This window comes from Paraburkholderia sp. SIMBA_054, from assembly GCF_046534875.1.
GTDB classification, from domain to species: domain Bacteria; phylum Pseudomonadota; class Gammaproteobacteria; order Burkholderiales; family Burkholderiaceae; genus Paraburkholderia; species Paraburkholderia hospita.
In genome coordinates this window covers 1-26786 of sequence record NZ_JAWRXV010000021.1, presented here as the reverse complement: position 1 = coordinate 26786, position 26786 = coordinate 1, and the positions used below count along the sequence as shown (strand labels likewise).

General features: G+C 62.8%; 25 protein-coding genes. 8 read left to right on the top strand and 17 right to left on the bottom strand.

Features of this window, described 5'->3' with window-relative positions; genetic code table 11:
* Positions 1-76: 76 nt before the first annotated feature.
* The gene (locus tag SB822_RS24795) at positions 77-694 is read right to left on the bottom strand and encodes a LysE family translocator (RefSeq protein ID WP_410855836.1); all 618 of its coding nucleotides are present in this window, start codon (positions 692-694) and stop codon (positions 77-79) included.
* 223 nt (positions 695-917) lie between these two features.
* On the opposite strand from SB822_RS24795, the gene SB822_RS24790 reads away from it, so the two are divergent.
* Positions 918-2108: a porin gene (locus tag SB822_RS24790; protein WP_086917951.1), complete on the top strand. Its 1191-nt coding sequence runs from the start codon at positions 918-920 to the stop codon at positions 2106-2108.
* Positions 2109-2169: 61 nt separating this feature from the next.
* Here SB822_RS24790 and SB822_RS24785 read toward each other — a convergent pair whose 3' ends face one another.
* From SB822_RS24785 to SB822_RS24770, 4 genes are all read right to left on the bottom strand, one after another.
* Entirely contained in the window at positions 2170-3525 is a 1356-nt protein-coding gene (locus tag SB822_RS24785) for an LLM class flavin-dependent oxidoreductase (protein ID WP_079501580.1), read from the bottom strand.
* A 33-nt stretch (positions 3526-3558) separates the two neighbouring features.
* On the bottom strand, positions 3559-4908 hold the full coding sequence (locus tag SB822_RS24780) for an LLM class flavin-dependent oxidoreductase (RefSeq protein ID WP_410855835.1): 1350 nt from the start codon (positions 4906-4908) through the stop codon (positions 3559-3561).
* Positions 4909-4969: 61 nt separating this feature from the next.
* The gene (locus SB822_RS24775) at positions 4970-5314 is read right to left on the bottom strand and encodes a DUF3088 domain-containing protein (RefSeq protein WP_410855834.1); all 345 of its coding nucleotides are present in this window, start codon (positions 5312-5314) and stop codon (positions 4970-4972) included.
* 126 nt (positions 5315-5440) lie between these two features.
* Entirely contained in the window at positions 5441-6664 is a 1224-nt protein-coding gene (locus tag SB822_RS24770; protein WP_410855833.1) for an acyl-CoA dehydrogenase family protein, read from the bottom strand.
* Positions 6665-6958: 294 nt separating this feature from the next.
* Here SB822_RS24770 and SB822_RS24765 point away from each other — a divergent pair, with 294 nt between their 5' ends.
* A complete protein-coding gene (locus SB822_RS24765) occupies positions 6959-7114 on the top strand; it encodes a hypothetical protein (RefSeq protein ID WP_410855832.1) in 156 nt (51 codons plus the stop codon).
* Here the strand turns inward: SB822_RS24765 and SB822_RS24760 are convergent.
* The 4 genes from SB822_RS24760 to SB822_RS24745 all read right to left on the bottom strand — a co-directional run bounded on the left by SB822_RS24760 (position 7104) and on the right by SB822_RS24745 (position 10877).
* Positions 7104-7832: a cysteine hydrolase family protein gene (locus tag SB822_RS24760; RefSeq protein ID WP_079488261.1), complete on the bottom strand. Its 729-nt coding sequence runs from the start codon at positions 7830-7832 to the stop codon at positions 7104-7106. The genes SB822_RS24765 and SB822_RS24760 overlap by 11 nt on opposite strands.
* Before the next feature lie 108 nt (positions 7833-7940).
* Positions 7941-8531 carry a TetR/AcrR family transcriptional regulator gene (locus SB822_RS24755; RefSeq protein WP_009770646.1) on the bottom strand — a complete coding sequence of 197 codons (591 nt, stop codon included), beginning with the start codon at positions 8529-8531 and terminating at the stop codon, positions 7941-7943.
* Positions 8532-8744: 213 nt separating this feature from the next.
* Positions 8745-9071 carry an HdeA/HdeB family chaperone gene (locus tag SB822_RS24750; protein WP_007746420.1) on the bottom strand — a complete coding sequence of 109 codons (327 nt, stop codon included), beginning with the start codon at positions 9069-9071 and terminating at the stop codon, positions 8745-8747.
* A gap of 222 nt (positions 9072-9293) precedes the next feature.
* Positions 9294-10877, bottom strand: a complete 1584-nt coding sequence (locus SB822_RS24745) for a class I adenylate-forming enzyme family protein (RefSeq protein ID WP_410855831.1) — start codon at positions 10875-10877, stop codon at positions 9294-9296.
* Between the two features lie 164 nt (positions 10878-11041).
* Between SB822_RS24745 and SB822_RS24740 the strand changes: the two genes are divergently transcribed.
* Entirely contained in the window at positions 11042-11443 is a 402-nt protein-coding gene (locus SB822_RS24740; protein WP_410855830.1) for a VOC family protein, read from the top strand.
* Positions 11444-11453: 10 nt separating this feature from the next.
* Here SB822_RS24740 and SB822_RS24735 read toward each other — a convergent pair whose 3' ends face one another.
* From SB822_RS24735 to gltA, 3 genes are all read right to left on the bottom strand, one after another.
* Complete coding sequence (locus SB822_RS24735) at positions 11454-12197, bottom strand: DUF2278 family protein (RefSeq protein ID WP_091784880.1); 744 nt, start codon at positions 12195-12197, stop codon at positions 11454-11456.
* Between the two features lie 43 nt (positions 12198-12240).
* A complete protein-coding gene (locus SB822_RS24730) occupies positions 12241-14520 on the bottom strand; it encodes an amylo-alpha-1,6-glucosidase (RefSeq protein ID WP_079488252.1) in 2280 nt (759 codons plus the stop codon).
* A 1162-nt stretch (positions 14521-15682) separates the two neighbouring features.
* Entirely contained in the window at positions 15683-16984 is a 1302-nt protein-coding gene (gltA, locus tag SB822_RS24725; RefSeq protein ID WP_410855829.1) for a citrate synthase, read from the bottom strand.
* A 405-nt stretch (positions 16985-17389) separates the two neighbouring features.
* Between gltA and SB822_RS24720 the strand changes: the two genes are divergently transcribed.
* The gene (locus SB822_RS24720; protein ID WP_007735261.1) at positions 17390-17791 is read left to right on the top strand and encodes a hypothetical protein; all 402 of its coding nucleotides are present in this window, start codon (positions 17390-17392) and stop codon (positions 17789-17791) included.
* A 15-nt stretch (positions 17792-17806) separates the two neighbouring features.
* Here SB822_RS24720 and SB822_RS24715 read toward each other — a convergent pair whose 3' ends face one another.
* The 3 genes from SB822_RS24715 to SB822_RS24705 form a co-directional block, all read right to left on the bottom strand.
* Positions 17807-18589, bottom strand: coding sequence for an alpha/beta fold hydrolase (locus tag SB822_RS24715; protein ID WP_009769930.1), 783 nt, complete (start codon positions 18587-18589; stop codon positions 17807-17809).
* A 184-nt stretch (positions 18590-18773) separates the two neighbouring features.
* The gene (locus SB822_RS24710) at positions 18774-19826 is read right to left on the bottom strand and encodes a rod shape-determining protein (protein WP_007735257.1); all 1053 of its coding nucleotides are present in this window, start codon (positions 19824-19826) and stop codon (positions 18774-18776) included.
* Positions 19827-20050: 224 nt separating this feature from the next.
* On the bottom strand, positions 20051-20710 hold the full coding sequence (locus tag SB822_RS24705; protein WP_410855828.1) for an alpha/beta hydrolase: 660 nt from the start codon (positions 20708-20710) through the stop codon (positions 20051-20053).
* A gap of 310 nt (positions 20711-21020) precedes the next feature.
* Between SB822_RS24705 and SB822_RS24700 the strand changes: the two genes are divergently transcribed.
* The gene (locus SB822_RS24700; protein WP_079501967.1) at positions 21021-22625 is read left to right on the top strand and encodes a DHA2 family efflux MFS transporter permease subunit; all 1605 of its coding nucleotides are present in this window, start codon (positions 21021-21023) and stop codon (positions 22623-22625) included.
* 30 nt (positions 22626-22655) lie between these two features.
* Here the strand turns inward: SB822_RS24700 and SB822_RS24695 are convergent, their stop codons facing one another.
* Positions 22656-23411 carry an AraC family transcriptional regulator gene (locus SB822_RS24695; RefSeq protein WP_410855827.1) on the bottom strand — a complete coding sequence of 252 codons (756 nt, stop codon included), beginning with the start codon at positions 23409-23411 and terminating at the stop codon, positions 22656-22658.
* A 180-nt stretch (positions 23412-23591) separates the two neighbouring features.
* On the opposite strand from SB822_RS24695, the gene SB822_RS24690 reads away from it, so the two are divergent.
* From SB822_RS24690 to SB822_RS24680, 3 genes are read left to right on the top strand one after another with little or no spacing between them, the layout of a single operon-like run.
* Positions 23592-24374 carry a PadR family transcriptional regulator gene (locus tag SB822_RS24690; protein WP_114222496.1) on the top strand — a complete coding sequence of 261 codons (783 nt, stop codon included), beginning with the start codon at positions 23592-23594 and terminating at the stop codon, positions 24372-24374.
* Positions 24375-24407: 33 nt separating this feature from the next.
* Positions 24408-25226 (top strand): siderophore-interacting protein, encoded by an 819-nt coding sequence (locus tag SB822_RS24685; protein ID WP_094297769.1) that lies wholly within the window; start codon positions 24408-24410, stop codon positions 25224-25226.
* Between the two features lie 25 nt (positions 25227-25251).
* Positions 25252-26508, top strand: a complete 1257-nt coding sequence (locus tag SB822_RS24680) for an MFS transporter (RefSeq protein WP_410855826.1) — start codon at positions 25252-25254, stop codon at positions 26506-26508.
* A gap of 87 nt (positions 26509-26595) precedes the next feature.
* Here SB822_RS24680 and SB822_RS24675 read toward each other — a convergent pair.
* Positions 26596-26786: hypothetical protein (locus tag SB822_RS24675; RefSeq protein WP_410855825.1), on the bottom strand; the 191-nt coding region annotated here is incomplete at its 5' end.

Genomic DNA, 26786 nt, shown 5'->3' with positions numbered 1-26786 from the left:
CCGAAAGTCTACCCCTTTTTGCGCGCCCGCCAATTTACGGGGGCACCCCTTGCGCAAACACAAACAAACCGCGTGGTCAGCGCAGCGCCTGTCGTATGCCAAGCGCGACGATCACCGCACCGCACGCCCGGTCGATCCATTTCTGTGCGCGGCGATACGCGCCTGAAACGGCCTCATGCGACAGAAACAGCGCGACGCCGCCGTACCAGCACGACGCCACCACACCCACGGTAGCGAGCATCGCGAGGAAGGTCGGTGCGGACACATGCGCAGGCGCCGCCGTTGAGAACACAGCCGCGTAGAAAGCGATCGATTTCGGATTGGCAATGTTGGTCGCGACACCTTGCATGAACGCAGAGCCAAAGCTCGACGACGCCGACGGTTTTTGCACCGCCATCGGACGCGTGCCCGCCGACATGATGAGGCGCAGGCCAAACCAGATCAGATAGCCCGCTCCGGCGAGCTTCACGCCAATGGCTATCCACGGAAAGATCGCAAACACAACGCCGACGCCGAGAATCGCACAGGTGGCCCAGAAGAGATTGACCAATACGATCCCCGCGACGAGCGCAAATGCATCGGGACGTGTTGCCGACACCGACTTGTGCGCGACAGCGACGAAGTTCGGCCCCGGTATCACGACACCGACGACATAAACAGAGAACACAGTCGCCACGGCGGAGAAATCGATCATAGAGCCTCGATGAATATCGACTTGAAGTTGCGAGTCCGGAGAGAGGGCCACTATGCCACAACGTAATCCGCTACGCGGCTGATCTGCATTTCACTGCGAAAGTCCGTTGTAAATCGCATTGCATTTGGATAACAAAGTAGAAATAGTTGCTTCGTGTTTAGTGTTCTCCCCAATAGCATCGGGTTCCTTATTAATCCAGTGACTTCAATAAAAAGGGAATCCAATGAAGCGTGTTGTTCTGGCCAGCGCCGCAAGTCTTGTCGCTGCATCGCCCGCACTCGTGCATGCGCAGAGTGCCGTCACGTTGTATGGACTCGTCGATGCGGGCATCACCTATACCAACAACCAGAAAGGCGCGAGCAACATTCAGCAGACGAGCGGCAAGCTCAACGGCAGCCGCTGGGGCTTGCGCGGCGTCGAAGATCTCGGTGACGGACTGAAGACGGTCTTCACGCTGGAAAGCGGCTTCCGTCCGAACGACGGCACAGCGGGACAAGGCGGACGTCTGTTCGGCCGCCAGGCTTTCGTGGGCGTGCAGAAGACGGGGATCGGCACGGTAACCGTTGGCCGCCAATACGAGCCTGTGACCGATCTCGTCTCGCAGTATGCGGGCCCGGGCTTCTGGTCGCCGTCGACCCACATCGGCGACAACGACAATCTGAACCAGACCTTCCGCGTGAACAACGCAGTCAAGTTCCGCAGCGACACGATCGCGGGCTTCACCGTCGACGGCCTCTACGCATTCAGCAACCAGGCGAACGGCAGCAACGGCACGGGCTTCAGCAACAACCGCGCATGGGGCGTGGCGGCGAACTACACGAACGGTCCGTTCTCGATCGGCGGCGGCTATAACGTATTGAATCATCCGAACGCCGCATCGAACACGGGCGGTGCGATCGGCGGCGCGTCGACCACATCCGGCGACGACTACAGCGGCGCGTTCTTCTATGGATTGAATGGCGGCGTCGTGCGTCAGCAGATTGCGGCAGCAGGCACCAGCTACGCGCTCGGCGCAGCGACGTTCGGCTTCGCATGGAGCCATACGCAGCTCGACTACAGCGATGGCTCGTCGCGCAAGTTCAACAACTACGATCTGAACGCGCGCTATCTGTTCACGCCCGCACTGACATTGATCGGCGTGTACACGTACACGGATGGACGCGCGAGCAATCTGCCCGGCACCAATGGCGCGAACCTGAAGCCGCGCTGGCATCAGTTCACGCTTGGCGTCGATTACGCGCTGTCCAAGCGCACCGATCTTTATCTGTCGGCGGCTTATCAACTCGCCGCAGGCGATGCATCGACGCGCGTCGGCACCGGCTATCAGAAGATCGCCGCTATTGCCGACGCCGGCACGGCTTCATCGACGAATCGTCAGGTCGCCGTGTTCTCGGGTGTGCGCGTGAAGTTCTAATAGTTCTGGTATGGGTTCGAATGCGTCACCCGTTATGGGTGACGCAAGTACTCGCGACAACTCACTGCGTCACCGTTTCGCGCGCATAGCGCGAAACAGGCTGCGTCAAACCAAGGTTCTCGCGCAGCGTGCGCCCTTCGTACTCGCTGCGGAACAGCCCACGTCGCCGCAGTTCCGGCAGCACGAGCCGGATGAAATCGTCGAGGCTGTTGGGCAGCAGCGCCGGCATCACGTTGTAGCCGTCCGCGCCATGATTGACGAAGCGCTCTTCGAGCGCATCGACGATCTGCTCCGGCGTGCCGACCAGTTGCCAGTGCCCACGCGCGCCCGCGATGCGCAGATACAGCTCGCGGATCGTCAGGTTCTCGCGCCGCGCGAGTTCGAGCGCCAGCAACTGGCGGCTCTTGCTGGCGTTGGTTTCCGGCAGTTCCGGGATCGGACCGTCGAGTGGATAACCGGACAGGTCGAAGCCACCCGTCACCGTCGATACCAGCGCAAGCCCCACAGCGGGATCGATCAGCGCCTGAAGCGCGTCGAACTTTTCGCGTGCCTCGCTTTCGGTCGCGCCGACAATCGGCATCACGCCCGGCATGATCTTGAGATCGTCCGGCTCGCGGCCATACGCCGCCATCCGGCCTTTGACGTCCGCATAGAACGCGACGGCATCGTCGAGCGTCTGCTGCGCGGTGAAGATCACTTCCGCCGTGCGCGCGGCCAATGCCTTGCCCGCCTCGGACGAACCCGCCTGCACGACGACGGGCCTGCCCTGCGGCGAACGCTCGACGTTCAGCGGCCCGCGCACATTGAAGAACTCGCCGCGATGGTCGAGCACATGGCGCTTCGACGGATCGAAGTAGCGCCCTGATGCCTTGTCGCGCACAAACGCGTCTTCGTCCCAGCTGTCCCACAGACCTTCGACGACCTCGGCGAATTCAACCGCGCGCTCATAACGCCGCGCATGCGCGAGATGCTCGTCGAAGTTGAAGTTCTTCGCCTCGTGCGCGCTCGACGACGTGACGAGATTCCACCCCGCGCGCCCGCCACTGATGTGATCGAGTGACGCAAATTTGCGCGCGATGTGGTACGGCTCGTTGAACGTCGTCGATGCCGTGCCGACCAGACCGATCCGCTCCGTGACAGCGGCGAGTGCCGACAGCAGCGTGAGTGGCTCGAACTGCGCGACATAGCTGTGCGCAGTGCGGCTCAGAAAATCGACGTTGTCGCCGCGCGTGCCCGCGCCGTCCGCGAGAAAGATCAGATCGAATTTCGCGGCCTCCGCGGCCTGCGCAAGCTGGACGTAGTGCCGGAAATTGCGCCCCGCGTCGACCAGCGAGTCGGGATGCCGCCATGCGGCAATGTGATGTCCCGTCGGATAGAGAAAAGCGCCGAGGCGCAGATGACCCTTGCGTGAACTCATGACTGGAGAGAATAGGAGTGGATGTGCGTGGACTCAGGCACTCTTGCGCCATAGCTGCGCATTGTCGGGACGCGCGAGCCCAAGGTGCTCGCGCAGCGTCGCGCCTTCGTAGTCGGTGCGGAAAATGCCGCGCTTCTGCAGGATCGGCACGACGCCGTCAACGAAGTCTTGCAGACCGCTCGGCAACGCATCGGGCATCAGATTGAAGCCGTCGGCTGCGCCGCCGTTGAACCAGTGCTCGATATCGTCCGCGATCTGCTCGGGCGTGCCGACGATCACGCGATGCCCCGTTCCGCCCGCCAGCGAGCGGATCAGTTCGCGCACCGTATAGCCGTGACGGCGGCCCTGCGCGATGGTCGCGTGAAAGAAGGTATGGTTGCCGTTGCCGCCGCCGGGCAGCGCGAGATCGTCTGGCAACGGCTGATCGAGCTTCAGACGCTCCGCGTCGATGCCCAGCGTACCTGCCAGACGGTTCAGGCTGTAGCGCCAGGGAATCTGATCGACCAGTTCGTCGCGTCGGCGCAGCGCCTCGGCCTCGGTCGCGCCGATGATGGTCGTGAGACCGGCAAGTACCTTCACGCCGGGACGCCCGTATGCCGCCGCGCGCGTGTTGAGGTCGCGCCGGTACGCCGCCGATTCCTCGAACGACTGGGACGCCGAAAACACCGCTTCCGCGTGGCGCGCGGCGAGATCGCGGCCATCGGGCGAACCGCCCGCCTGCACCACCACGGGATGCCCTTGCGGCGAGCGCGGCAGGTTCAGCGGACCTTGCACATCGAAGTGCCGGCCGCGATGCGCGACGGGATGCACTTTCGAAACATCAATGAAACGGCCACCCGCCTTGTCGCCGACGAACGCATCGTCTTCCCAGCTGTCCCACAGCGCTTTCACGAGTTCGGTGAACTCGGCGGCGCGCTCGTACCGCTGCGCATGGTCCGGCACGGCATCGCGGCCGAAGTTGCGCGCGGACGGCAGATCGGCCGTCGTCACGACGTTCCATCCCGCGCGTCCGTTGCTCACATGGTCGAGGGTCGCGAAACGCCGCGCGATGTTGTACGGCTCGTTATAGCTCGTCGATGCAGTGCCGATCACGCCGATGTGTGTCGTCGCGGCGGCGATGCTCGCGAGCAGCACGGTCGGCTCCAGCGCGGTGATGGGACGGAAATCGATCTGATCGATGATCGCGGCGTTATCCGCGAGAAAAACGGCATCGAGTTTGCCCGCTTCGGCGATCTGTGCGACGCGCACGTAGTGATTGACGTCGACGAATGCGCGCGGGTCCGCGTCGGCCAGCCGCCACGCAGAAGGCACAAAGCCCGAGTGCAGGATGTTGACGTTCAGATGCAGGTGGCGCGGCGTGGCCGGTGCCGTGATACGGCTCATCGAAATTCTCCGCTGTGTCGGGTGCGCTTGCACGCGCACTCATGATGCTTTCACTTATGCGTCAATGCACTTTCGGAAAGCCGTGGCGCTCGGCAAGCAGGTCGAGGATGCGGCGCGTGTCGGTGATGAAGCGGCGCTCGCCCAGCGTCTGCGCATCGGCGGGCGGGGGTTGCTCGTCGCCCAGCACGAGCACGGGCAAGCCTTGATGCGCTTCGTCGAGCGCTTCGACGACCGCCTGGCGCGGACGCTCGAACGGCACGCGCCGCACGTCGAGCGCTGCAACGCGCGCCGGGTCGCTGGCGAGCAGCCCTTCGATGGGCGCGCCGTCGGGACAGATGAAACGTTCGCCCGGATAACGGGGATCGGTAAATCCGGGTTCGAGCAACAGAAGAAGATCACGGCTCATCGCGGGAGGCCCCTGATTGGAACGTAACGTTGATATTGTCGAATGCGGCGCTTGCGCGCCGCCACGAAGAAATCGGCACATCGATATGCCGTTGCACGCTATGCGCGCTTGCGCGAGCGGATCGCCCTAGAAAACACGGCCTTCCGTCAGATGCGTCGTCACGCCGTTCAGTTCGTAATCGCCGATCACGCGTGCTTTATGCAATAGCGGGTTGTGGCTGAAGATGGTGCGCAGATTGCGCCAGTGACGATCGAAGTTATGCGCACGCGATGTCGCCGACGCGCCGCCCGCTTCGAACATGCGCTCGGCCGCATACAGCGCGAGCTTGCTGACGATCAGTTGCGTGCGCGCCGTCGCAAGCGCGCCTTCAAGGACGCGCGTTTCCGCATCGGGCTCGCCATTGCGGATCACCTGCGAAGAGCGCTCCAGCGCGCGCGCGTTGTCGCGCACCAGCACGTCGATCGTATGGCTGTGTGCCGTCAAATCGCCGATCACCTGCTGGATGAACGCGTCTTCGCGCGCGGACGGCGCGGGACTGTGCAGCGCAGGACGGCCATGCCGCAGCACATAGCCCTTGGCATCGGCGACGACATTACGCACGATCCCCGCACCCACTGCGACGAGATGCAACTGCCGCAGCGCGCCGCCGTGACGGCCGGCCAAGGTCGTCTGCACGCGCGGCGTGACCTCGTCTGCGAGCACCAGCAGGTTGTCGAATTCGAGGCTGCCGCTTGCCGTCATCCGTTGGCCCATGCCGTCCCAGTCGTCGAGCACGCGAAAGCCTTCGCGTTTGACAGGCACGATAGCGATCACGGGATTGCCGTTCTCATCCTGCAGGTTCAGCCGTGCGAAGTCGGAGAACGCTGTGCCCGTCGCGTAATACTTGCGGCCGCTCAAGCGGTAGTGCTCGCCGTCGCGGCGAAGTTGCGTCGTGATCTCGCCGGGACGGGACGTGCCCAGCTCCGTCGAAGCGCCACCGAAAATCGCGCCCTCGACCACGCGCTCGATCTGCAACGCGTTGAACGCCGTGCGCGGCTGTAGCAGCAACGCCTCGGTCTGGTCGAAATGAATGCGCAATGCGTGCGCTATGTTGCTTTCCCCGGCAGCGAGCGTGGCGATCACATCGAACACGTCTTCGAGCGAGCCGCCAAGGCCGCCCCATTCGACAGGCAAGCGCAAACGCCCGAGCCCCGATTGCCGGAATAGCGCGAAGCCGTCGTACGGCAACTCGCGCTGCGCCTCACGCGACGCAGCGCCTTCGCCGATGGCTTTCGCGAGCGCGGGCAAGCCGGCGAGCGTCGTCTGAAGGCGTGCACGTGCGGCACGATCCGTGAGGTCTTGAGCGGGCATTCGTGGTTCCTTGTTCTGGACATGCGGACCGGCATGAGCATGCCGGGGGTCGACGTTTCGCCGACCAATAAGCGTGCCAGTATAGGGACGCGTTCTTTCTCAGTTAACGACCAATTTTCGCTTACGTTATTCGCGTGAGTGCAATGAAGAAACGGCGCGCGTCTTCGTTCGATGCGCACCGAAGCAAATCACGTCGTGACCCTTAACGACGATCGCTCGATCCGTTCTTTGACCTCTGGATTGACGCATCGATATATTCGGCAACCCAATCTCACGTCAATCAGGAACGCGTTCATGCGCAGACTCGCCTTACTTGCGCGCCTCGCCACGGCTGCCGCTTGCTCGATGTTCATGTGCTCCGTCAATACAGCACACGCCGCCGACGATCCAGCAGCGAAAGCGCAGCAAACGCTGCGCATCGGATTCGTGCCGGGTCCGATCAGGACGTGAGTTCCCGAACCGTTTGCTCCGTCGTCAAAAGCGCATGCGCGAGATAACGGAAGTTGATGATCGCGGCCAGATATCCGTCGCCGTCCGGCAATCGCGGACCTGCCGTAGCGTCACGCACCACGGCAACTTCGAACCCTTGTTCGATCAACTCGCGCAAGTGCGATTCGATACAAAGATTCGCCGCCATGCCGGCGAGAATGATCTGCGAGACGCCCTTCTTGCGAAGTTGCAACGCGAGGTCGTTCGTCTCCGGCCCATACACCTTATGCGGCGACGCGATGATGGTTTTGCCGTCGAGAATGTACGGCTTGTACTCCTCGAGAAAGTCCGCGCCCGAACCCTCGAAATTCTCAAGCGTGTTCGGCCCTTTGCGATCGAACATGCAGATGTTGTGCATCACCTTTTCCAGCGGACCGCCAAAATGCCACTCGTGGTCGCACGGATAGTAATAGTGCGGCGAAACCGCCACGGTGAGGCCAACCTGCTTGGCCGTCTTGAACAGCTGCCCCAGATTTGCGACCGTATTGTTCTCGGTGATGCTCGGCCCGAATACCGACCAGCTGGCCCCTGACGGACTCAGGAAATCATTCTGCGGATCGATTACCACCAGTGCCGCCCTCGCGGGGTCCAGTTTGAAGCCCGTCTGCGGCAAAGCCGGATTGGCAGGATCGGCGTATGGGTTTGCGTTCTCTTGCGCTGCCTGGTTCGCGTTACTCATAAAACCCTCCATATAAAGGTCACTACATAAGAAAACCGCAACCGCGCAAAGTATGGACGCACGCCAAACATAGATGACCGGTCGCTTTATAAAAACTGCAAAAAAAACTTAACGAAGCAGCCGAGGCAATACGACCTTCTCGAAACGTTCGTAAGCGTTGCCGCTCTGCTCGATCTTGCCGCGCATGGCCGCGCCTTCGTAAGCCTCGATCACGATCGCCGCGAGCTCGTCCGCGTTCTGCTTGCGGTCCAGTTCATTGCGCTCCTGCGCCTCGCGCAAGCAGACTGCAAGCGCCTCTTGCCAGCGCGCGAGCAAGGCCAGAAGTTTCGAGCGCGCCTCGTCGCTGGCGTTCGACAGTTCCAGTGACAGGTTGCCAATCAGACAACCTAGCGCGAAGTCGCTCTTGCTGTGATCGTCCGTCAATGCGCGGAAGAATTTCGCAATGCGCGCGAGCGGCCTGATTCGCGCGTCGTACAGAATCGGACCATGGCGGTCTTCGATTGACTGCCAGTAGTCGTCGAGAATTTCGGCCGCAAACATTTCCTTGCTTTCGAAGTAGTTGTAGAACGAGCCCTTCGGCACGCCAGCGGCCGTCGTGATGTCCTGCACGCCGCAGCCATTGAAACCACGGTCGTGAACCACATCGCGCCCCACTGACAGCAGACGCGAACGTACTTGAGGATTGGCAGGACGTGGCAACTTCGTGATCTCCGCTGAGTCGATGGATAACAAGATAACTGGTCATCTATTTATTGTCAACCTCGCCTACCCCCACGCACAATCGAATCCCGTCACGTTCAGCTACTCCGTTGCCCAGTGCAATTTGACCGCCTGCATGTCGGAGATAGTGAGCGCAACGGGAGCCTGTTGCGTGCTGCAGAACCAATTCAGCCAGAGCCGCCGGCAGCGTCATTACGAATGCTGGAAGAGCGAGATCTTTTTCGCCTTGATCATGGACCTGACTTTCGACACAAATGGAGTCTGCGGATCTTTCGTGCATGCTTCGGCTACGGTCTCCGCTATGGGATGTGCCGTATCGACGACCATCGTGTCCGTCTCCTTGATACCGAGCTTGTCGACTCCGGCGACCCAGTAAACGAGAGCCGGCCGATACACCTCATCGACGGAGACATAATCGGCGCAGGTCATTTTCGCGGGGGACACCGTCTTTTCCTGCGCGCTAGCCGCTTGAGCGGCAACCAGACAGACCAGGACCATCAGGATTTTCGAGGGCTTCATAAGACACTCCATGAATTGAGAAAACGAGAATCGTCGCAAGCGTTGCGACTACGGGGGCGATTAACCGGCATGTGTCAGGCGGTATGACTGTGCATCGTAAAGACGCTGAATTAGCTCTGCATTAGTCCATCGCGAAGACCTTTTTGCTTTGCTATTGCACGTCTCCCGTGTTCGCGATTGAGCATGTCCATCTCCTCAAGCTGACGGCATGCCCTGATTGCATCAACGGGCGCCAAGGCGCCCGCTCATCGGTCGATGCGTACGGAGCGGCGGCTTTTCAATGGTGGTACGCGGCTGAACGAACAGCACCCTTTCGATCGCGACTCTGTCCACCTTGCCCTGCTCAGTGAGCGGTATCGCGCCAACCTCCGACAACCTGACCGCGTTCGCCACCAGATCGCCGAACGCCGCGTTCAGGGCACGCGTGCATCGCGCGACATCCACGCGCTGTCCGGCCCAAGGCTCGACCACTGCATTCCATGCATGCTCGCCATCCTGGGTATTCGCCGCGAATGCCACGGCATAACGCACGTCGGGCAGCCGACACAGAACATCTTCGATATGCACGGGACCGATGGTGCGCTGATCGATTTCCGCGACATCGGATGAACGGCCAATCACATGAAGATAACCGCCATCGTCGATCAAGCCGATATCGCCCGTCAGGCACCAGCCCTCCTTGAACTTCTGCGCGCTTTCGGAGGCCTGATTCCGGTATCCGTGCGCCACGGCAGCAGACCGGACCTCGATGCTGCCGGGGTGCCCGTTGGCCGCGAGCGTACCGTCGACGCAGCGCAAACGCACCTCGACGCCAGGCCGGATGCGCCCGGCGCTATCCAGACGCGCTGGATTCGTCGCATAGTCGGGTGGCGGCAGTACGCTGACGAGTCCCGCTTCGCTTGCGCCATACATATGCGCGAGCACCGGGCCGAGACGCCTGGCCGCGCGTTGCCGCAGGGCCGCGGGCGCGGAGCCGCCGACATGCGCAATACAGCGCAGCGACGACAGATCGCGACGGCTGACGTCCGGGTGATCCATCATCTCGAAGAGTTGAGGCTCGACGAGAAAAACATCCGTGATGCGTTCAGACTCGATCATTGCGAGCGTTGCCGGCGCACTGTACTCCCGTTCGAGCACGACACTCCCGCGGCCGATCAAGGTCGTATCGAGCAGCACTTGCGACAGGTACGCGAGCGGACCATTGATGAGTTGACGCCGCTTGCCGTCGCGCGCCGACACCACCATCGCGGAATACGCGGCAAACGAGCGGCGACTCGCTTTCGGCACGCCCGTCGTGCCGCCTGAGGAAACGATCACCGCGAGTTCGTGCGGCATGGCCCGGCTTTCGAGCGGTTGGTCCGACTGCACGCTGGCGAACCTGTCGAGATGCACCCATGGACTCTCGTAGCCGACGGAAACGATACGCTGATCGACTGCATCGCGAACCAGATGGGCGGTCTCCGGAAACACGACGAGAAGCGTCGGCCTGATTCGCGCGAGCAAGATCGCGCGGCTTTCGGCACTCGCCAGCGCAGGCAGGAACATGGTGGCCGCGCCGAGCAGGTTCGCCGCATAGCGAACAGCGAGCGCATCGGGGCGATTCGGCGCATGGAGCGCGACCACCGCGCCCCGGCCTATGCCGAGTGCGCCGAGCGCCCGCGCATAGCGGTAAATCGCGCTGCGCAACTCGCCTCTCGTGACGTCTTTTCCCTGATAGCGGATGACGGGTTCATAGGCGCGCGTTTTCAGTTCGCTCAGTAATGCATCGACATACGGGCGATAGATCGTTTCTGCATTGGCTTCCATGTCGTTCTCCTGAGATGACGTCCCGGATCCGGGCTCTGTTGAGAACATGTTGCCTTTGCAGAGTGAGACAGGAATTAGCGAACCGGGAAGACGGATGCGACGCGGCTGATAATTTTCTGCTCACACGCTACGTCTAGCATTCGCGTGGTTCACAGGAGACAACCATGACAGGCATTACCGGGATCGATCATGTCGCCATCACCGTAGACGATCTGATGTCCACCTTCGCGTTCTATCGCGACCTGTTCGGCGCCGAGGTTGTCGCCGAACATAGCGAGGACGGCAACCTGCTCGTGCGACAGGCCGCATTGGGCGGCGCCGTGCTGAGCATTCATCAGCGTGGCAATAACGTGAGGCTCGTCGCCGAACACCCGACGCCCGGCGCCGCGGATATCTGCTTTCGATGGAGCGGCACGATCGGCGAAGCACTCGATCTGCTGAGATCGAAGAACATCACCGTTCTCGAAGGTCCGACGCCTCGAAAGACGGCAGACGAGAAGCCGGGGCACTCGATATTCTTCAAGGACCCGGACGGCAATCTTCTGGAATTGATGGCGGCCGACTGAAACCCGGACACTAGCCCAGAATCGGATGCGACGTGCCGGGAATCGGCCAGCCCCGGTTGTCGGTCGGCACGAGCTGGGTCTGAAACGCGACGAACAGCGCCTGAAAGCGCCCGTCCACCTCCACCATCACCGCGCCGTCCTGGAACGTGCCGTTCTCCGACGAATGATCCCTGACGCGGCTGCCCGGCTGCGGCTTCGGATTGCCCTGATTCATATGCGTTTCGTGCAAGCCGTCGTGCTCGGGCTCGAACAGGAAGCCGAAGCCATACACGGTGACGTTCTTCGCCGGCTTCCAGCCGCGCCGCATGTCGTTACCGCTCTTGCCCGGATACAGATAGTCGACGGGCGCCGCCGACATATCCAGTTGCAGCATGTCGTTGACGAGCGCGTTGATGTCGTTGTGCGCGTTCGCCGTATCGAGCGTGATGGGTCGCATGGTCGACAGATCGACGAGACGCGGATCATGCACGTAGTCGAGCTTCGGAAACCCGGTCTGCGTCAGGCCAGGCGGCAGCTTCGCGAGATCGGCCACCATCGGGTGATCGAAGTACTGGCTCCACGAATACAGCACGTGATAGCCGGCGGGCCCCGTGAGCGAACTGTCCGATTTCACATTCGTGACGATCCTGAATTCGCCGCCCGCCGGATCATCGACGACGATCACATAGTGCGGATCGCCCTTGTAGCCGTCGAGAAAAGGCACGCCGAGCTTCAGCGCGCCCTTGAACACGACATAGACGTTCTGTTGCGGCATATCGTGCTCCGTCGAAGGCCCAGGGCCGATTGCAGCCGTCGACTTACAGCAGCGCGATCACCCGCACATCGCCCTGCTCCGCCGACGCCACGACCTTGCCCGCCACGCGCCGGAACGTGATCGACACCGACGCGTCGCCGACGCGCAGATCGCCGATCTCGATCCAGTCGATGCCTTCGGGCAACATCGGCTGCTCGATCAGCACTTCGCGCTTTTGCGCGTCGATCGTCATGCCCAGACACGCTTCGAGCATCATGAACGGCGAGCCGGCCGCCCATGCCTGCGGCAGACACGCGACGGGGTACGCAGTGGGCGGTTCGCCGCGACGGCGCGGGAAGCCGCAGAACAGCTCGGGCAGACGCATGTCGAAGTTGACGGCCGCCTGGAAGAGCGCCTGCAGCAGACGCACGGCAGCCGCCTTCGCACCGTAGCGCGCGAGACCGCGCGCACAGAGCGCGTTGTCATGCGGCCAGACCGAGCCGTTGTGATACGCCATTGGATTGAAGCGCGGCTGGCCCGCCGCCAGCGTGCGCACGCCCCAGCCCGTGTGGAAGAGCGTCGATTCGAGCGCGCGTGCGACGGCGACGCCGCGTTCGCGCGAAGGCAGCCCGAACGCGAGCAAATGGCCCGCGTTCGATGCCATCACGCGGCACAGATCGCCCTTGCCGTCGAGCGCGATGCCGTAAAAGCTCGAATCGTCCATCCAGTACTTGTCTTCGACGCACGCGCGAATCGCCGTGGCGCGCTGCGTGTAGCGGACGGCGTCGTCGGACTGGCCGCGCAGCATCGAGAACTGCGCCATCGTGTCGAAGGCGGCGCTCGCGTAGGCCTGCACCTCGACGAGCGCGATCGGCCCTTCGGGGAAGCGTCCGTCCGCGTGGAAGACGGAGTCGTGACTGTCCTTCCAGCCCTGGTTCGCAAGACCGCCGTCGGATGCGCGCTGATAATCGAGCAGCCCGTAGATATTGCGGTCGCACACGCCTGACACCCACTTCGCCGCGCGTTCGAGCGCGGGCCACAGCTCATCGACCAGTTGCGTGTCACCCGTGCGCGCCACGTACGCGCCCGCGAGCACGATGAAGAGCGGCGTCGTATCGACACCGCCGTAATACAGCGCGAACGGCACCTCGCCCGTCGCCGCCATTTCGCTGCGGCGCATTTCGTGCATGATCTTGCCGACGGCGGCATCGCGAAACGCGGAATCTTCCGTCGCCTGATGCTCGGCGAGAAAGCGCAGCACGCCGCGCGCAAGGCCGGGTTGGAGCCACAACATCTGCAGCGACGTGATGACTGCGTCGCGCCCGAACGGCGTCGAGAACCACGGAATGCCTGCATACGGATACGGCCCGCTGGCGAGATCCGTCGTCAGCAGATTCAGGTCTGCCTGCGAGCGGTCGATCCACGCATTGAACAGCGGGTTGCTCGAACGCACGCGCGCCGACGCGCGGCGCCGCTCGCGCATCACCAGGTGGGCATCGACGAGCGCCGCGCGCACGGCCGTGCGGCCCACGCGCGGCCGCGCCGCGTCGACCTGCGAGACGTGCAGCTCCGTGACGGTATGCGTCGATTGCGCCACGTGGACGTCAGGCTCGCCCTTGTGCGCCGCGACCTGCACGGCCACTGACAGATAAATCGACACGCAAGCCTGCGCCGGCAGGTTCACCGAATAATCGGCGCGGTCGGCAAGCAGCTTGTCGGGCATCGGCGAGAATGCGACGCGCACGTGGCGCGCCACGTCGTCGAGGCCGATGTAGCCGAGCAGCACTTCGTTCTTGTGCACGCGCGGCGTTTCGACTTTGCCCTGTTTCGCGCGCTTCAGGCCGCGCACTTCGAACATGTCGCGGAAGTCGCTGGCAAACGAAATGGACAGCGGCACGACGGCGTCCGTCGTGCCGTAATTGGTGAGTTCGATCGCTTCGTTCATCACCGTGCCCGACAGCACGCGCACACGCTCGACGTGAATCACGCCCTCCGGCGTGCTGTTGCCGCCGAGCGGCGGCAGCGGACGGTTGGTCAGATGCGCGGTGAATGATGTGTTATCGCTGCTGACGCTGCCCGACAGCAGCGACGGCGCGCGTCCGCCAAAGGTCAGACGCAGCTGCGACAGCACGCGGGTGTCGTTGACGAACAGGCCGTCGTCGTGGCCCGTGACGTCGCCGAGGGGATCGTTGACGATAAACGTGCCGCCCGACTTCAGCACGTGCTGGGTCGCGCTCGCGACATTCAGGTTTTCAGGTGCGATGAACGCGCCGTCGTTCTCCTCGCCGCGATAGTCCACGCCGCCCTGATGGGACAACCCGCCGAGTGCTTCTGGATCCTGCATCAGCTTGCTCCTGTGCTAGTGGTGCTGGTGGCTTCGTTTCGGTGATTGTAGAAGGTTCGTGCCGTTACGACAGCGGATAGTGCCGCAGGTGCCACGATTCTTTGTGATTTTTTTCTTCGAAATGTCACAATGCGGGTGCATGGCACGGGTCGTGCTGTCGGTTTTCTGAATGCTTCCGCTTTGCCAGTGCGTGCTGCGCTGGAGTATCGCCTTAGGCGGCTCGAACATTGAGAAAATTGCTTCGCCATCCTGTGGAACTGCAACGCATTTGTCGTTTTGCTGGCATTCGCGTGACGGTGTTTGTGTTTGCGCTTTCGCTGGCATCCGCGATTGGTTAGCGTGCTTCACGCGTCGCCCCTGTGCGGGGCGGCACCTACTTTTCTTTGCCGCCGCAAAGAAAAGTAGGCAAAAGAAAGCGGCTCACACCGCCAACATTTCTTCGTGCCTGAGGGCCCCCAAAGGGTCCTATGCCTCACACGGCAACATCCTTATCTGCGTGCGTTGCCAACGCCCTGAATGAGCGCCTCACCCGCTTCGAATACCCGTGCACGGGCTAACGGCAGCGAATGGTATCCGCCGCCCAGGTGGCAAACTGTGTGTAGGTTGTCGCGGCGTACACGTTAGCGCTCTTACAACGTGGAACGCGTGCGCTATCGGGTCCGAAGTGAGGCGTGCGTGGCGCTACGGCCTACACACAGTTTGCCACCTGGGCGGCAGTGGAATATCCGGCACGGCACGCTGCAACGCGGGGGCTTGAAGCGGGTGATGCGCCTCTTGGAGCGTTGGCAACGTACATGGGTCACGTGATTGCCGTGTGAAGCGTAAGACCCTTTGGGGGCCCTCAGGCACGAAGAAGGATCGGCGGTGTTAGCCGCTTTCTTTTGCCTACTTTTCTTTGCGGCGGCAAAGAAAAGTAGGTGCCGCCCCGCACAGGGGCAACGCGTGAAGCACGAAGACAAAGCGCGGATGCCAGCGCAAACGCAGGCCGCGCATTCCGGCGCAAACGCAAGCCGCGCATGCCAGCACAAACCCAAATCAAACACCCGTCGCAGACGAAACAAAGGCGCCACTCCCCTCATGCGGAAGCAGCGCCTGCGCTTTCACCCAACACCGCGGATAGCGGCATCCAAAAGCGAGCCTAAATAATGAAAATGAATAACCCTCACCGCTGCGCGATCGGCTTCGCGTCCCGCGCCGTCTCGCCAACGAACAATTGCCGCGGACGCCCAATCTTCTGCTCAGGATCGGCGATCATTTCATTCCATTGCGCGATCCAGCCCACGGTACGTGCGAGCGAGAAAATGCAGGTGAACATCGCGGTCGGAATGCCCAGCGCACGCTGCACGATACCCGAGTAAAAGTCGACGTTCGGATACAGCTTGCGCGAAACGAAGTATTCATCTTCCAACGCGATCTTTTCCAGCGCCATCGCGAGCTTGAACAGCGGGTCGTCGTGCAGACCCAGTTCGTTCAGCACTTCATGGCAAGTCTCGCGCATCAGCTTCGCGCGCGGATCGTAGTTCTTGTACACGCGGTGACCGAAACCCATCAGCTTCACACCCGAGTTCTTGTCCTTCACCTGCTTGATGAACTTCGGAATGTTGTCGACGGAACCGATCTCTTCCAGCATGTTCAGCGCCGCTTCGTTCGCGCCGCCGTGCGCCGGGCCCCACAGACACGCGATCCCCGCCGCGATACACGCAAACGGATTCGCGCCCGACGAACCGGCCAGACGAACCGTCGACGTCGACGCATTCTGCTCGTGGTCCGCATGCAAGATCAGAATACGGTCCAGCGCGCGCACCAGCACCTCGTTGACCTTGTACTCCTCAGCCGGGGTCGAGAACATCATGTGCATGAAGTTCGCGCTGTACGACAGATCGTTGCGCGGATACACGAACGGCTGGCCGATCGAGTACTTGTACGCCATCGCGACGAGCGTCGGCAGCTTGGCGATCATGCGGATCGCGGACACGTCGCGGTGCGTCGGGTCGGAGATATCGAGCGAGTCGTGATAGAACGCCGACAGTGCACCGACTGCGGCGACGAGAATCGCCATCGGGTGTGCGTCTCGACGGAAGCCACGGAAGAAGAAGTGCATCTGCTCATGCACCATCGTGTGCTTCGTGACGGTATCTTCGAACTCCGTCTTCTGCTGCAACGTGGGCAGTTCGCCTTTCAGCAGCAGATAGCACGTTTCGAGAAAGTCCGCGTTTTGCGCGAGGTTATCGATCGGATAGCCGCGATACAGCAGCTCGCCTTTGTCGCCATCGATATACGTGATAGCCGAATTGCACGCAGCCGTCGACATGAAGCCCGGATCGTAGGTGAATTTGCCCGTTTGTCCGTACAGCTTGCGAATGTCGATCACATCCGGACCCAACGATCCTTTATAAACCGGCAGTTCGATCTTTTCGTCGCTATCGGAAAACGACAGCGTGGCTTTAGTCGTTGATACGTTCATCAGGGATTCCTTTCGACATTGCATTGCTCTGAACACGCGAGGCCGGATGTGCGGCGCCTCACGCGCACATCGAACAACAAACGTGCGCGCCGGCTAGTACGCGTTTTGCCGCACCCGGCAGCCGTCAGCATTTTAAGGCGCGCACGGCGTTTCATTGCATCCCTCGTGCGCAACAATCCATCTCGCACCAAGCAATACTCGACCAGCCGACAAGGCTTTGCATCGACAGACAAATGAAAGTAAGCGCACCCGCAGCAACAATGTTTTGCTTCACGCAGGACGCCAAACGCAATCGCGTCTGAGATACTGAACCTGTGTTTAGCTTCCCCTGCAAACACAATGCTGTCTTGGACCCGCCGTTGAAACGGCGGGTCTTTTTTAGAGTCAGACACAGGAATAACCACAATGAACATGAACCTCGACACGCTCTTTCCCGCGACCGAAGAAGCCGAAGACACCGTTGTCACGGCGCTGAACCACCAGGACATCGTGTTGGCGATGTCAGCCGCACTCGCCTCGGAAAAGGTCGCCGTGCTGCACATGCTGTATCCGCGCACGGACGCGCGCACGCATCGCAGCCTCGACGAACTGGTCGACCGTCTGCATGGACATGGTCTGCATCAGGTCGCGCGGCTCGTTTCGCAGGAAGCGCACTATCTCGTGTTCAAGGAACCTGCCAAGGCGTGGAAGGCGTTCAACGAAATCCGCCACGACTCGCTCGCGATCGGCGTACATCTGTACTACTGCGGCCTGATCGGTGAAGGCGCCGAGCGCGCGCTCGACATCGACGCGCACGCCAAAGACTGACGCTTTAAAAGAAGCTCAACGCGTGCCTTGAATGAACGCGTCGACGAAACGGTTGAAGGCGGCAGGATGCGCGAGGTTCATGCCATGCGATGCGCCCATCACCGTTTCGCGCCGCGCGTCCGGCAGCCATGACGCGAGCGTCTCGGCCGCGCGCCGGAACATCAGCGGACTCTTCTCGCCGTCGATCAGCAGCACAGGACACTTCAAGTCATTCGCGCTGTCAGGCGTATAAGCCGGCAACGGATCGCGGAACTGGCGCGCGAGCGTATGCGCGTTGTCCGTCGCCATGCGCCGGAAGCCCGGCGTGCTCTTCGCCCAGAAACCCGGGCGGCTCACGGAATCGACGAACAGTTGCAGGCCCGCGTCGACCTGTCCTTCTTCGATTAGTTGCGCGGCACGCGCACGCAGCGCATTGACCGTCTCCGGCAAACTCGCCGGCGCGCGTCCCGCAATCTGCAACGGCCCGCCGGGATCGGCGAGCGTCAGCGTCTTCACATGCTGAGCATGACGCCGCGCGAAGTGATACGCGACGCAGCCGCCACGCGAATGACCCACGACATGCGCCGGCCCCGCGCCGAAGCGCTCGATGAACTGCGCGACTTCATCCGCATGATTGCTCCAGCTGAACGGGATCGCGATGGGCGTTTCAACAGCGGGCCAGTAATGCGTGAGGCTCACGGCCACGCATCGAAAACGCTTCGACAGACCCGCGAGTTGCGGCTCCCAATAGCGGTAGTCGCACAGCGAACCATGCACGAAAAGCAGCAGTTCGCCGTCGCCCTGTTCGACATAAGGCATGCGCAAGCCGTTGGGCAATTCGATGGAAAGCGTGGACGAAGCGGAAGTCTGATTCACTGAAAGAGGCAAATGAAAAGGCGCGCATTATCCATGATATGCGCGCCGTAAAAGCCTCATTGTCACATGACGCCCGAACTCACGCGCGCCACAGAAAGCGCGCTGTAAGCAATGTCAAACGATTGCGTCAGTCGTACGCGCCCATATCGAGCAGGCCTGCGCTCGCCGCCGCACCGGCACCGCGCACGGCACACGTGAGCGGCTCGTCGGCGACGCGCACGTCCAGACCCAGTTCATTGCTGAAATAGCGCGCAAGATTGCCGAGCAGCGCGCCGCCGCCCGTCAGCACGATGCCTGCGTCCGCGATATCGGTGACGAGTTCGGGCGGCGCGTTTTCCAGCGCGGCCTTCACGGCGACCAGCACCTGGCGCAGCGGCGCGGCGATGGCGTCGACCACATCCTGCGTCGACAGCTCGACCGTGCGCGGCAGGCCGTCGTCGACGCCGCGTCCCGTCGCGCGCATCGTATCCGGCGGCACGACGGCAAGCGCCGAGCCGATGGTCTTCTTCACATGCTCGGCCGTCTGCTCGCCGAGCAGCACGCCGAAGTTGTTGCGCACGTGCTTGATGATGGCGGCATCCAGCTGATCGCCGCCGACGCGAATCGAGCCGTTGTACGCCGTGCCGCCCAGCGCGATCACGCCGATTTCCGTCGTGCCGCCGCCGATATCGACGACCATCGAGCCCGTCGCCGACGACACCGGCAAGCCCGCGCCAACGGCCGACGCGAGCGATTCATCGATCAGGTTCACCTTCCACGCACCCGCCGCAGCCGCCGCCTCGCGGATCGCGCGGCGCTCCACCTGGGTCGCGCCGGCCGGCACGCAGATCGTGAACGCGGCGCGCCGCGCGAAGAACGGACGCGGACGGGCCATATCGACGAATTGCCGGATCATGTGCTCGGCGGCGGAGAAATTGGCGATCACGCCGTGGCGCATCGGCCGCACCGCTTCGAGGTTGAGGGGCACGCGGCCGAGCATCTGCTTGGCCTCGCTGCCGACCAGCGCGACGCGCTTGCGTCCCGCCGACTCCTGCTTGTCGAAGCACACCACGGACGGCTCGTTGAGCACAATGCCGCCGTCATCGGTATAGATCAGCGTATTGGCAGTGCCGAGATCGACCGCCACGGACGAGCGGAAAAGGCGTCCAAAAAGCGATGACTGCGCATTCGATCTGGCCATGTTCAGGCTCTTTTGAAAGAAGTGAGCTGCGTTGTAAGCAGCGAAAACGTCAAACGTACGGCGCAGCGATGCTGCGCGTGCGTTCCTCGGAAACTTTTTCCGGCTATTGATCGCATATCGGCAGATGCCCGGCGAACTTTAGGAGGATGAATTCGAAAACGTCTTACGGCCGCTTACACGCGGCCGTTTCGACGTATCAAGAAGAGGATTGGAATGCGAAGGACTTAGCCGCGGGCGAGCGGCGCAAGCGCGCGCACGAGGGCCTCGCGGCCCAGCGCGACGCCTTCACCGGAAACCGTGTGGCCGACGCCCGGCAGTGCGAACGCTTCGACGTCGAAGCCCGCGTCGTGCAGCGCGATGGCGGCACGTTCGGTTTCGTCGACGGAGATCACTGCGTCGTCTTCGCCGTGGATCAGCGTGACGGGCGTGGTGCTCTTCGCGGTGACGGGCGATGCGAGCCGCCCGGAAAACGCGACCACCACGGCCGCGCCTTGCGGATTCGACGCCACGTGATGCAGCGACATCATCGAGCCCTGCGAGAATCCCACTAGCGCCAGTTGCCCATAGCCGAGGCCCTGATGCGCAAGCTCGGCGTCGAGCATCTTGTGCAGCGCGGGCCAGGCAGCCGCGACGCGTCCCGTACGGTTCTGCTCGTCGACATCGCGCAGGCTGAACCACTGACGCCCGCCGAAGCCGCCGTCGAACGGCTCGCTGCCGTCGAGCGACGTGAAGGCAGTTTGCGGCAGCGCTTCGCGCCAGATGTCCGCGAGCGGCACGAGGTCCTGAGCATTGCTGCCGACGCCATGCAGCAGCACGACCAGCGAAGTCGCGGGTCCCGCGGCGGGTGCGAGCCGCCAGCCGTTGTCGAATTGTTCCCAGGCCATCGCCTTCATCCTTTCGTATTGCGCGGCGCGCACCGCGGGCATTGCGCCGTTGCCGTGTCACGCGCAGGCGGGAGCATACGACGCGCCCCGTATTTTTGCGTGGATTTCACGCAAAACGTCTGCGGCGCCCAACACCTGATATCGACGCGCGACACGGCACTGGACAACGCATTTCTGATTCGCTCTCCGCCTGCACGTGAACGCCTGGCCGATGCCGTTCAGCGCTTGCGACTATCATCGCCATGTTGCGCCGCGCGACGATTCCCGGCAACGCATGTCGCGCGACACCTTTTCACCGACGGAGACCCGCTTGAGCGAACCGAAACAACCCGACGCGTCGTCCGCCCCTTCGAAGCCCGCCGGGCCGCCGGGCCCGCCCGCGCCGCCGCCGCTGCAAGGCGGCCAGCTGGTGCTCGCGACCTTCGCCGTCGCGCTTGCCACGTTCATGAACGTGCTGGACACCTCGATCGCCAACGTTGCGATTCCAACCATCTCGGGCAACCTCGGTGTATCCGTCGATGAAGGCACGTGGGTCATCACCGTGTTCGCGGCATCGAATGCCGTATCGATTCCGCTGACGGGCTGGTTCACGCAGCGCTTCGGGCAGATCAAGCTGTTCGTCGGCGCGATTCTCGGCTTCGTGATTGCATCGTGGCTGTGCGGCGTCGCGCCGTCGCTGCCCATTCTGCTGTTCGCGCGCGTGTTGCAGGGCGTGGTCGCGGGTCCGCTGATTCCGCTGTCGCAAGCCATTCTGCTCAGTTCGTGGCCGAAGGCAAAATCGTCGACGGCGCTCGCGCTATGGGCGATGACGGCGACCGTCGGCCCGATCGCGGGCCCGGCGCTCGGCGGCTGGATCACGGATAGTTATTCGTGGTCGTGGATCTTCTACATCAACATTCCCGTCGGCATTTTCGCGGCGGGCGCTACGTGGATGATCTACCGCACGCGCGAAACGCCGACCCGCAAGCTGCCCATCGACGTCGTCGGCCTCGGCCTGCTGGTCACGTGGGTCGCGTCGCTGCAAATCATGCTCGACAAGGGCAAGGATCTCGACTGGTTCGGCTCGCCGGTGATCGTCGCGCTCGCGGTCACGGCCGTTATCAGCTTCGCGTTCTTCCTGATCTGGGAGCTGACGGAACCGAACCCGATCGTCGATCTGAGGCTCTTCAAGCAGCGCAACTTCCTCGGCGGGACGATCGCGATTTCGGTCGCGTACGGCGTGTTCTTCGGCAACCTCGTGCTGTTGCCGCAATGGATGCAGGAGTATCTGAACTACCGTTCCGTCGACGCCGGCCTCGTGACCGCGCCGCTCGGCATCTTCGCGGTGATCCTCGCGCCCGTGATGGGCCGTGTGCTGCCGCGCTCGGACGCGCGCATCATCGCGACGCTCGCCTTCGTCGGTTTCGCCATCGTGTTCTTCATGCGCTCGAACTACGTGGTCGAGATCGACACGTGGCATCTGGTACTGCCCACATTGCTGCAAGGCATTCCGATGGCGATGTTCTTCGTGCCGCTGACCGCCATCATTCTGTCGGGGCAGCCCGGCCCGAAGATTCCGGCGGCGGCTGGCCTGTCGAACTTCGTGCGTGTGTTTTGCGGCGCGGTGGGCACGTCGATCGCGGGTACGGCATGGAACAGCCGCACGGTCCTGCATCACGAGCGCCTCACCGAACAGGCCAACGCGAACAACCCCGTCTTCGCGCAACAGATGGACAACACGCAGACGCTGCTGCACGTCAGCCCTTCGACGTCGAATGCGCTGTTCGATTTCACCGTGAACACGCAGGCCGCGATGATGGGACTCAACGATATTTTCTATGCGTCGGCGATCATCTTCGTGCTGATCATTCCGCTCATCTGGATCACGCGCCCCTCGCGCGGCGGCGGTGGCGCGGATGCGTCGGGCGCGCATTGATCTCGCCGTCAGGAAACAGCCGCTTAAAGCTCAGCGGAAAAAGCGCGCGGGCGTCTCGCCCAGCGCGTCCTTGAACACCGCGATAAACGACGACACGTCGCTATAGCCGACCTCGAGCGCCACCTGCGTGACGCTCGCGCCCGCGCCAAGCCGCATCAACGCCGTCAACAGCCGCAGTTGCTGACGCCACTGGCCGAACGTCAGCCCCGTTTCCTTCATGAAGAGGCGCGCCGCCGTGCGCGCGGTGATCGACGCCTGCTCGGCGAAATCGTCGAGCACGCCGGCGCGCGCCGGATCGGCGGCGAGCGCATCGGCGATATGCCGCGCACGCAGATCGCGCGGATACACCAGCGACAGCGCCACTTCCGTCAGCCGCGGCAGGCGGTCGGCGATCACAGCCAGCAGGCGACGCTGTTCGGCATCGGCGGGTGCGGTCGCGTCGAATTCCGACGTCGCGCCAAGCAATTCATTCATCAGACCGTTCACGGCCACCACGCAGCAGCGCGCGGGCACGGGCAGCGCGTCCTCGTCGGCGTACAGGATGCGCAGCACGACGGGTGTCGCCGACGACATCCTGTGCAACACGCCCGGCAGCATCCAGACAGCGTGACGCGACGGCGCGACCCACAGCCCGTTTTCCGTATGGACTGCCAGCACGCCTTCCGCGACCTGCACGAACTGCGCACGGCGCATGCTCTGCCACGGCTGATCGAGCGCGTCGTGGCGCACGCCCAGCACGAAAGCCGTACGCGCGACAGAATCGGGATCGAGAGAAGCAGCACTCATTGGACGTGTCCGTTTAGCCCTGTTGGGGACCGAAACCAATCAAGACTAGCATGCAGACGGTTTGCATGCTTCATCGCCGTGCAACGCCGCGATCGGTCGAACGAATTTGAGATTGGGCTTGACGAACTATCTTTAGATATATATCTTACGATACATCTTAAGACATTCGGAGATGCCGACATGCGCCATCACCATCATCGTTTTTCCCGTGACTTCACCCGCGACGCCGACTTTGCCCGCGATCCCGCGTTCTTTGGCTTTTACGAACGCTTCCAGATGTTCAGAGACGCGATCGGCCGCCATCAGCGCGGCGGCGGCCGGCACGGCGGGCCGTTCGGCGGCGGTGCCGGCGGTCCGTTCGGAGGCGGCTTCGGCGGAGGATTCGGCGGCGAAGGCGACGGCTTCCCGCGCGGCCGCAAGTTCACGTCCGACGATCTGCAACTGCTGCTGCTCGCGCTGATCGACGAACAGCCGCGCCACGGCTACGAGCTGATCAAGGCGCTCGAGGCGCGCTCGAACGGCTTCTACACGCCGAGTCCCGGCATGGTCTACCCGGCGCTCACCTATCTGGAAGAACTCAGCTATGTGACCGTGCAGCTCGAAGGTAACCGCAAGCGTTACTCGCTCGCTGACGCCGGCCGCGAATACCTCGCCGGCAATCGCGAGCGCGCCGACCTGATGCTCGCCAAGCTGTCGCATATCGCCCGCAAGATGGACTCGGTGCGCCGCGCGTTCGCCGGCGAGGGCCAGCAAGGTGAAGCAGCCGACGACGCGAGCGAATACGGCGGCTGGCTGCCCGAGTTCGTGCAGGCGCGGCGCGCGCTGAAACATGCACTGCTGTTGCGCGACAACGCATCGCCGGACGAACAGCGGCGCATCGCGGCGATCCTCGCGCGCGCCACGGCCGAAATCGAAAGCAAGCCGCGCGAAAACGGCGGCAAAACGTCGGGCGAACCCGCTTAACGCAGTCGATCCACGACATTGAGAGAACACCTTATGCAAGCAACCCGAACCGATCTGACCGTGACGCGCGTGCGTCATCCGCTGAAATTCCGTCTCCTGCAAGTGAAGAACGTCGAGGCCGTCACGCCGCATCTGATCCGCGTGACGCTGACGGGCGACGATCTGCACGACTTCGTATCGGCATCCTTCGACGATCATCTGAAAGTATTCTTCCCCGCGCCCGGCGAAGACAAACCGACGCTGCCGACAGCGGGCCCCGACGGCCCCGTGTTCCCCGCCGACCGCCCGCGCCCCGTCGCGCGTGATTTCACGCCGAAGCGTTTCGACCGCGACGCGCGCGAACTCGAGCTGGAATTCGCGATGCACGAAGCCGGTCCTGCCGCCGAATGGGCGGCGCAGGCGAAAGCCGGGCAGTACCTCGGCATTGGCGGCCCGCGTGGCTCGTTCGTGGTGCCGACGGGCTTTGACTGGCATCTGCTGATCGGCGACGATACCGCCCTGCCCGCCATCGGCCGGCGTCTCGCGGAACTGCCCCAAGGCGCGCGCGTCGCGGCCGTGATCGAAGTCGCCGATCCTTCCGCGCGCATCGAGTTCGATACGCAGACCGATCTGTATATCGAATGGCGTTATCGCAGCGAAGGCGCATATCGAGGCGCAGAGTTGCTTAAAGCGGTGCGCGAAACGTTCCTCCCAGACGGCGAAGGCTACGTGTGGGCAGCGGGCGAAGCGGCAACGATGCGCGCCGTGCGCTCGCTGCTCGTCAATGAACGCGGCATCGACAAATCGCGTATCCGCGCGTCGGCATACTGGAAACAGGGCGAGCAGGCAGTCCACGAAAATCTCGACGACTGACGCCTCAATCAAACGGAGCCATGCATTGCTCTCATTGAACGAATCACACGAGCGGCGCCTGCTGTGGCTGCTCGCGCTTACGCAGTTCACGATCATCATGGATTTCATGGTGATGATGCCGCTCGGCCCGCAGATCATGCACGCGTTCGAGATCTCGCCTGCCCGGTTCGCGACGGCCGTCTCGGCGTACTCGTGGTGCTCCGGGCTGTCGGGCTTGCTGGCCGCCACGTATATCGACCGCTTCGACCGGCGGCGTCTGTTGCTCGCCATCTACGCGCTGTTCGCGCTGTCGAACCTCGGCTGCGCGCTCGCGCCGAACTTTCCGCTGCTGCTGGTGGCGCGCGCGTTCGCGGGCATTACGGGGGGCGTGCTTGCTTCGGTGGTGATGGCGATCGTCGGCGACGTGATTCCCGTCGCGCGGCGTGGCGCGGCGACGGGCACGATCATGACGGCCTTCTCGCTGGCGGCGATTGCGGGCGTGCCGGCGGGCGTGATGCTTGGCGCGCATTTCGGCTGGGCATCGCCGTTCGTGCTGCTCGTCGTGCTGTCCTGCGTGATCTGGATGGGCGGTTGGCGCATGGTGCCGTCGTTGACCGAGCATCTGCAGAGACAGCGCGTGCCGCTCGCACAGGTGTTGCCTGATTTGTGGCGGCTGTTCGCGAATCCGCGGCATCTGAATGCGTTTGCGCTGACGTTTGTCGTGATGGTCGGGCACATGCTGGTGATTCCGTTCATCGCGCCGACGCTTGTCGCCAATCACGGTGTCGCGCCTGCGAATCTGTCGTGGCTGTATATGGCGGGCGGCGCCGCTACCTTCTTCACGTCGCGCCGGGTTGGAGAGCTCTCCGATCGCTTTGGCAAGAAGCGCGTGTTCCGCATCGCTGCGTTGCTGTCGGTGTTGCCTGTGCTGTTCATTACGCATCTGCCCGACCTGCCGTTTTACGCGTTGGTGCTGTTCTTTCCTGTGTTCATGGTCGCGTTGTCGTCGCGTATGGTGCCGATGCAGGCGCTGCTCACGACTGTTCCGGCGCCGCAGACACGTGGTGCGTTTCTTAGCGCGAACAGCGCGGTGCAGGCGATGGGCACGGGTTGCGGGGCGTGGTTCGGCGGTTTGTTGCTGACGACGACTGCGCAGGGGCAGATAGCGGGTTATGGCACGGTTGGATGGCTGGCGGCGGCTGCCGCGGTGCTGGCGTGTGTGTGGATTGGGCGCCTGAGCGGCGCGGGTGATGCCGCTGCGGTGAAGCCTGCGGCGGGCGTTGAGGTGGTTGGCGAGGCGTGACGGTGGCCTTTTGCCCCTGGGCGGGGCGTGCTCTCGTTACGCGTTTGCGTTTGTTGTTCGCTGGTGTCTGCGATTTGCCTTCGTGATTCATGCGGTGCGCCTGGGCGGGGCGGACGGTTTGGTTTTTTTGCCTTTGCGCTGGTATCTGCGATTTGCCTTCGTGGCGCGGGTGGTTTGGTCTGGCTTGGTCTGGTCTTTCGCTGGCATCCGCGCTTTGCCTTCGTGCTTCACGCGTCGCCCCTGTGCGGGGCGGCACCTACTTTTCTTTGCCGCCGCAA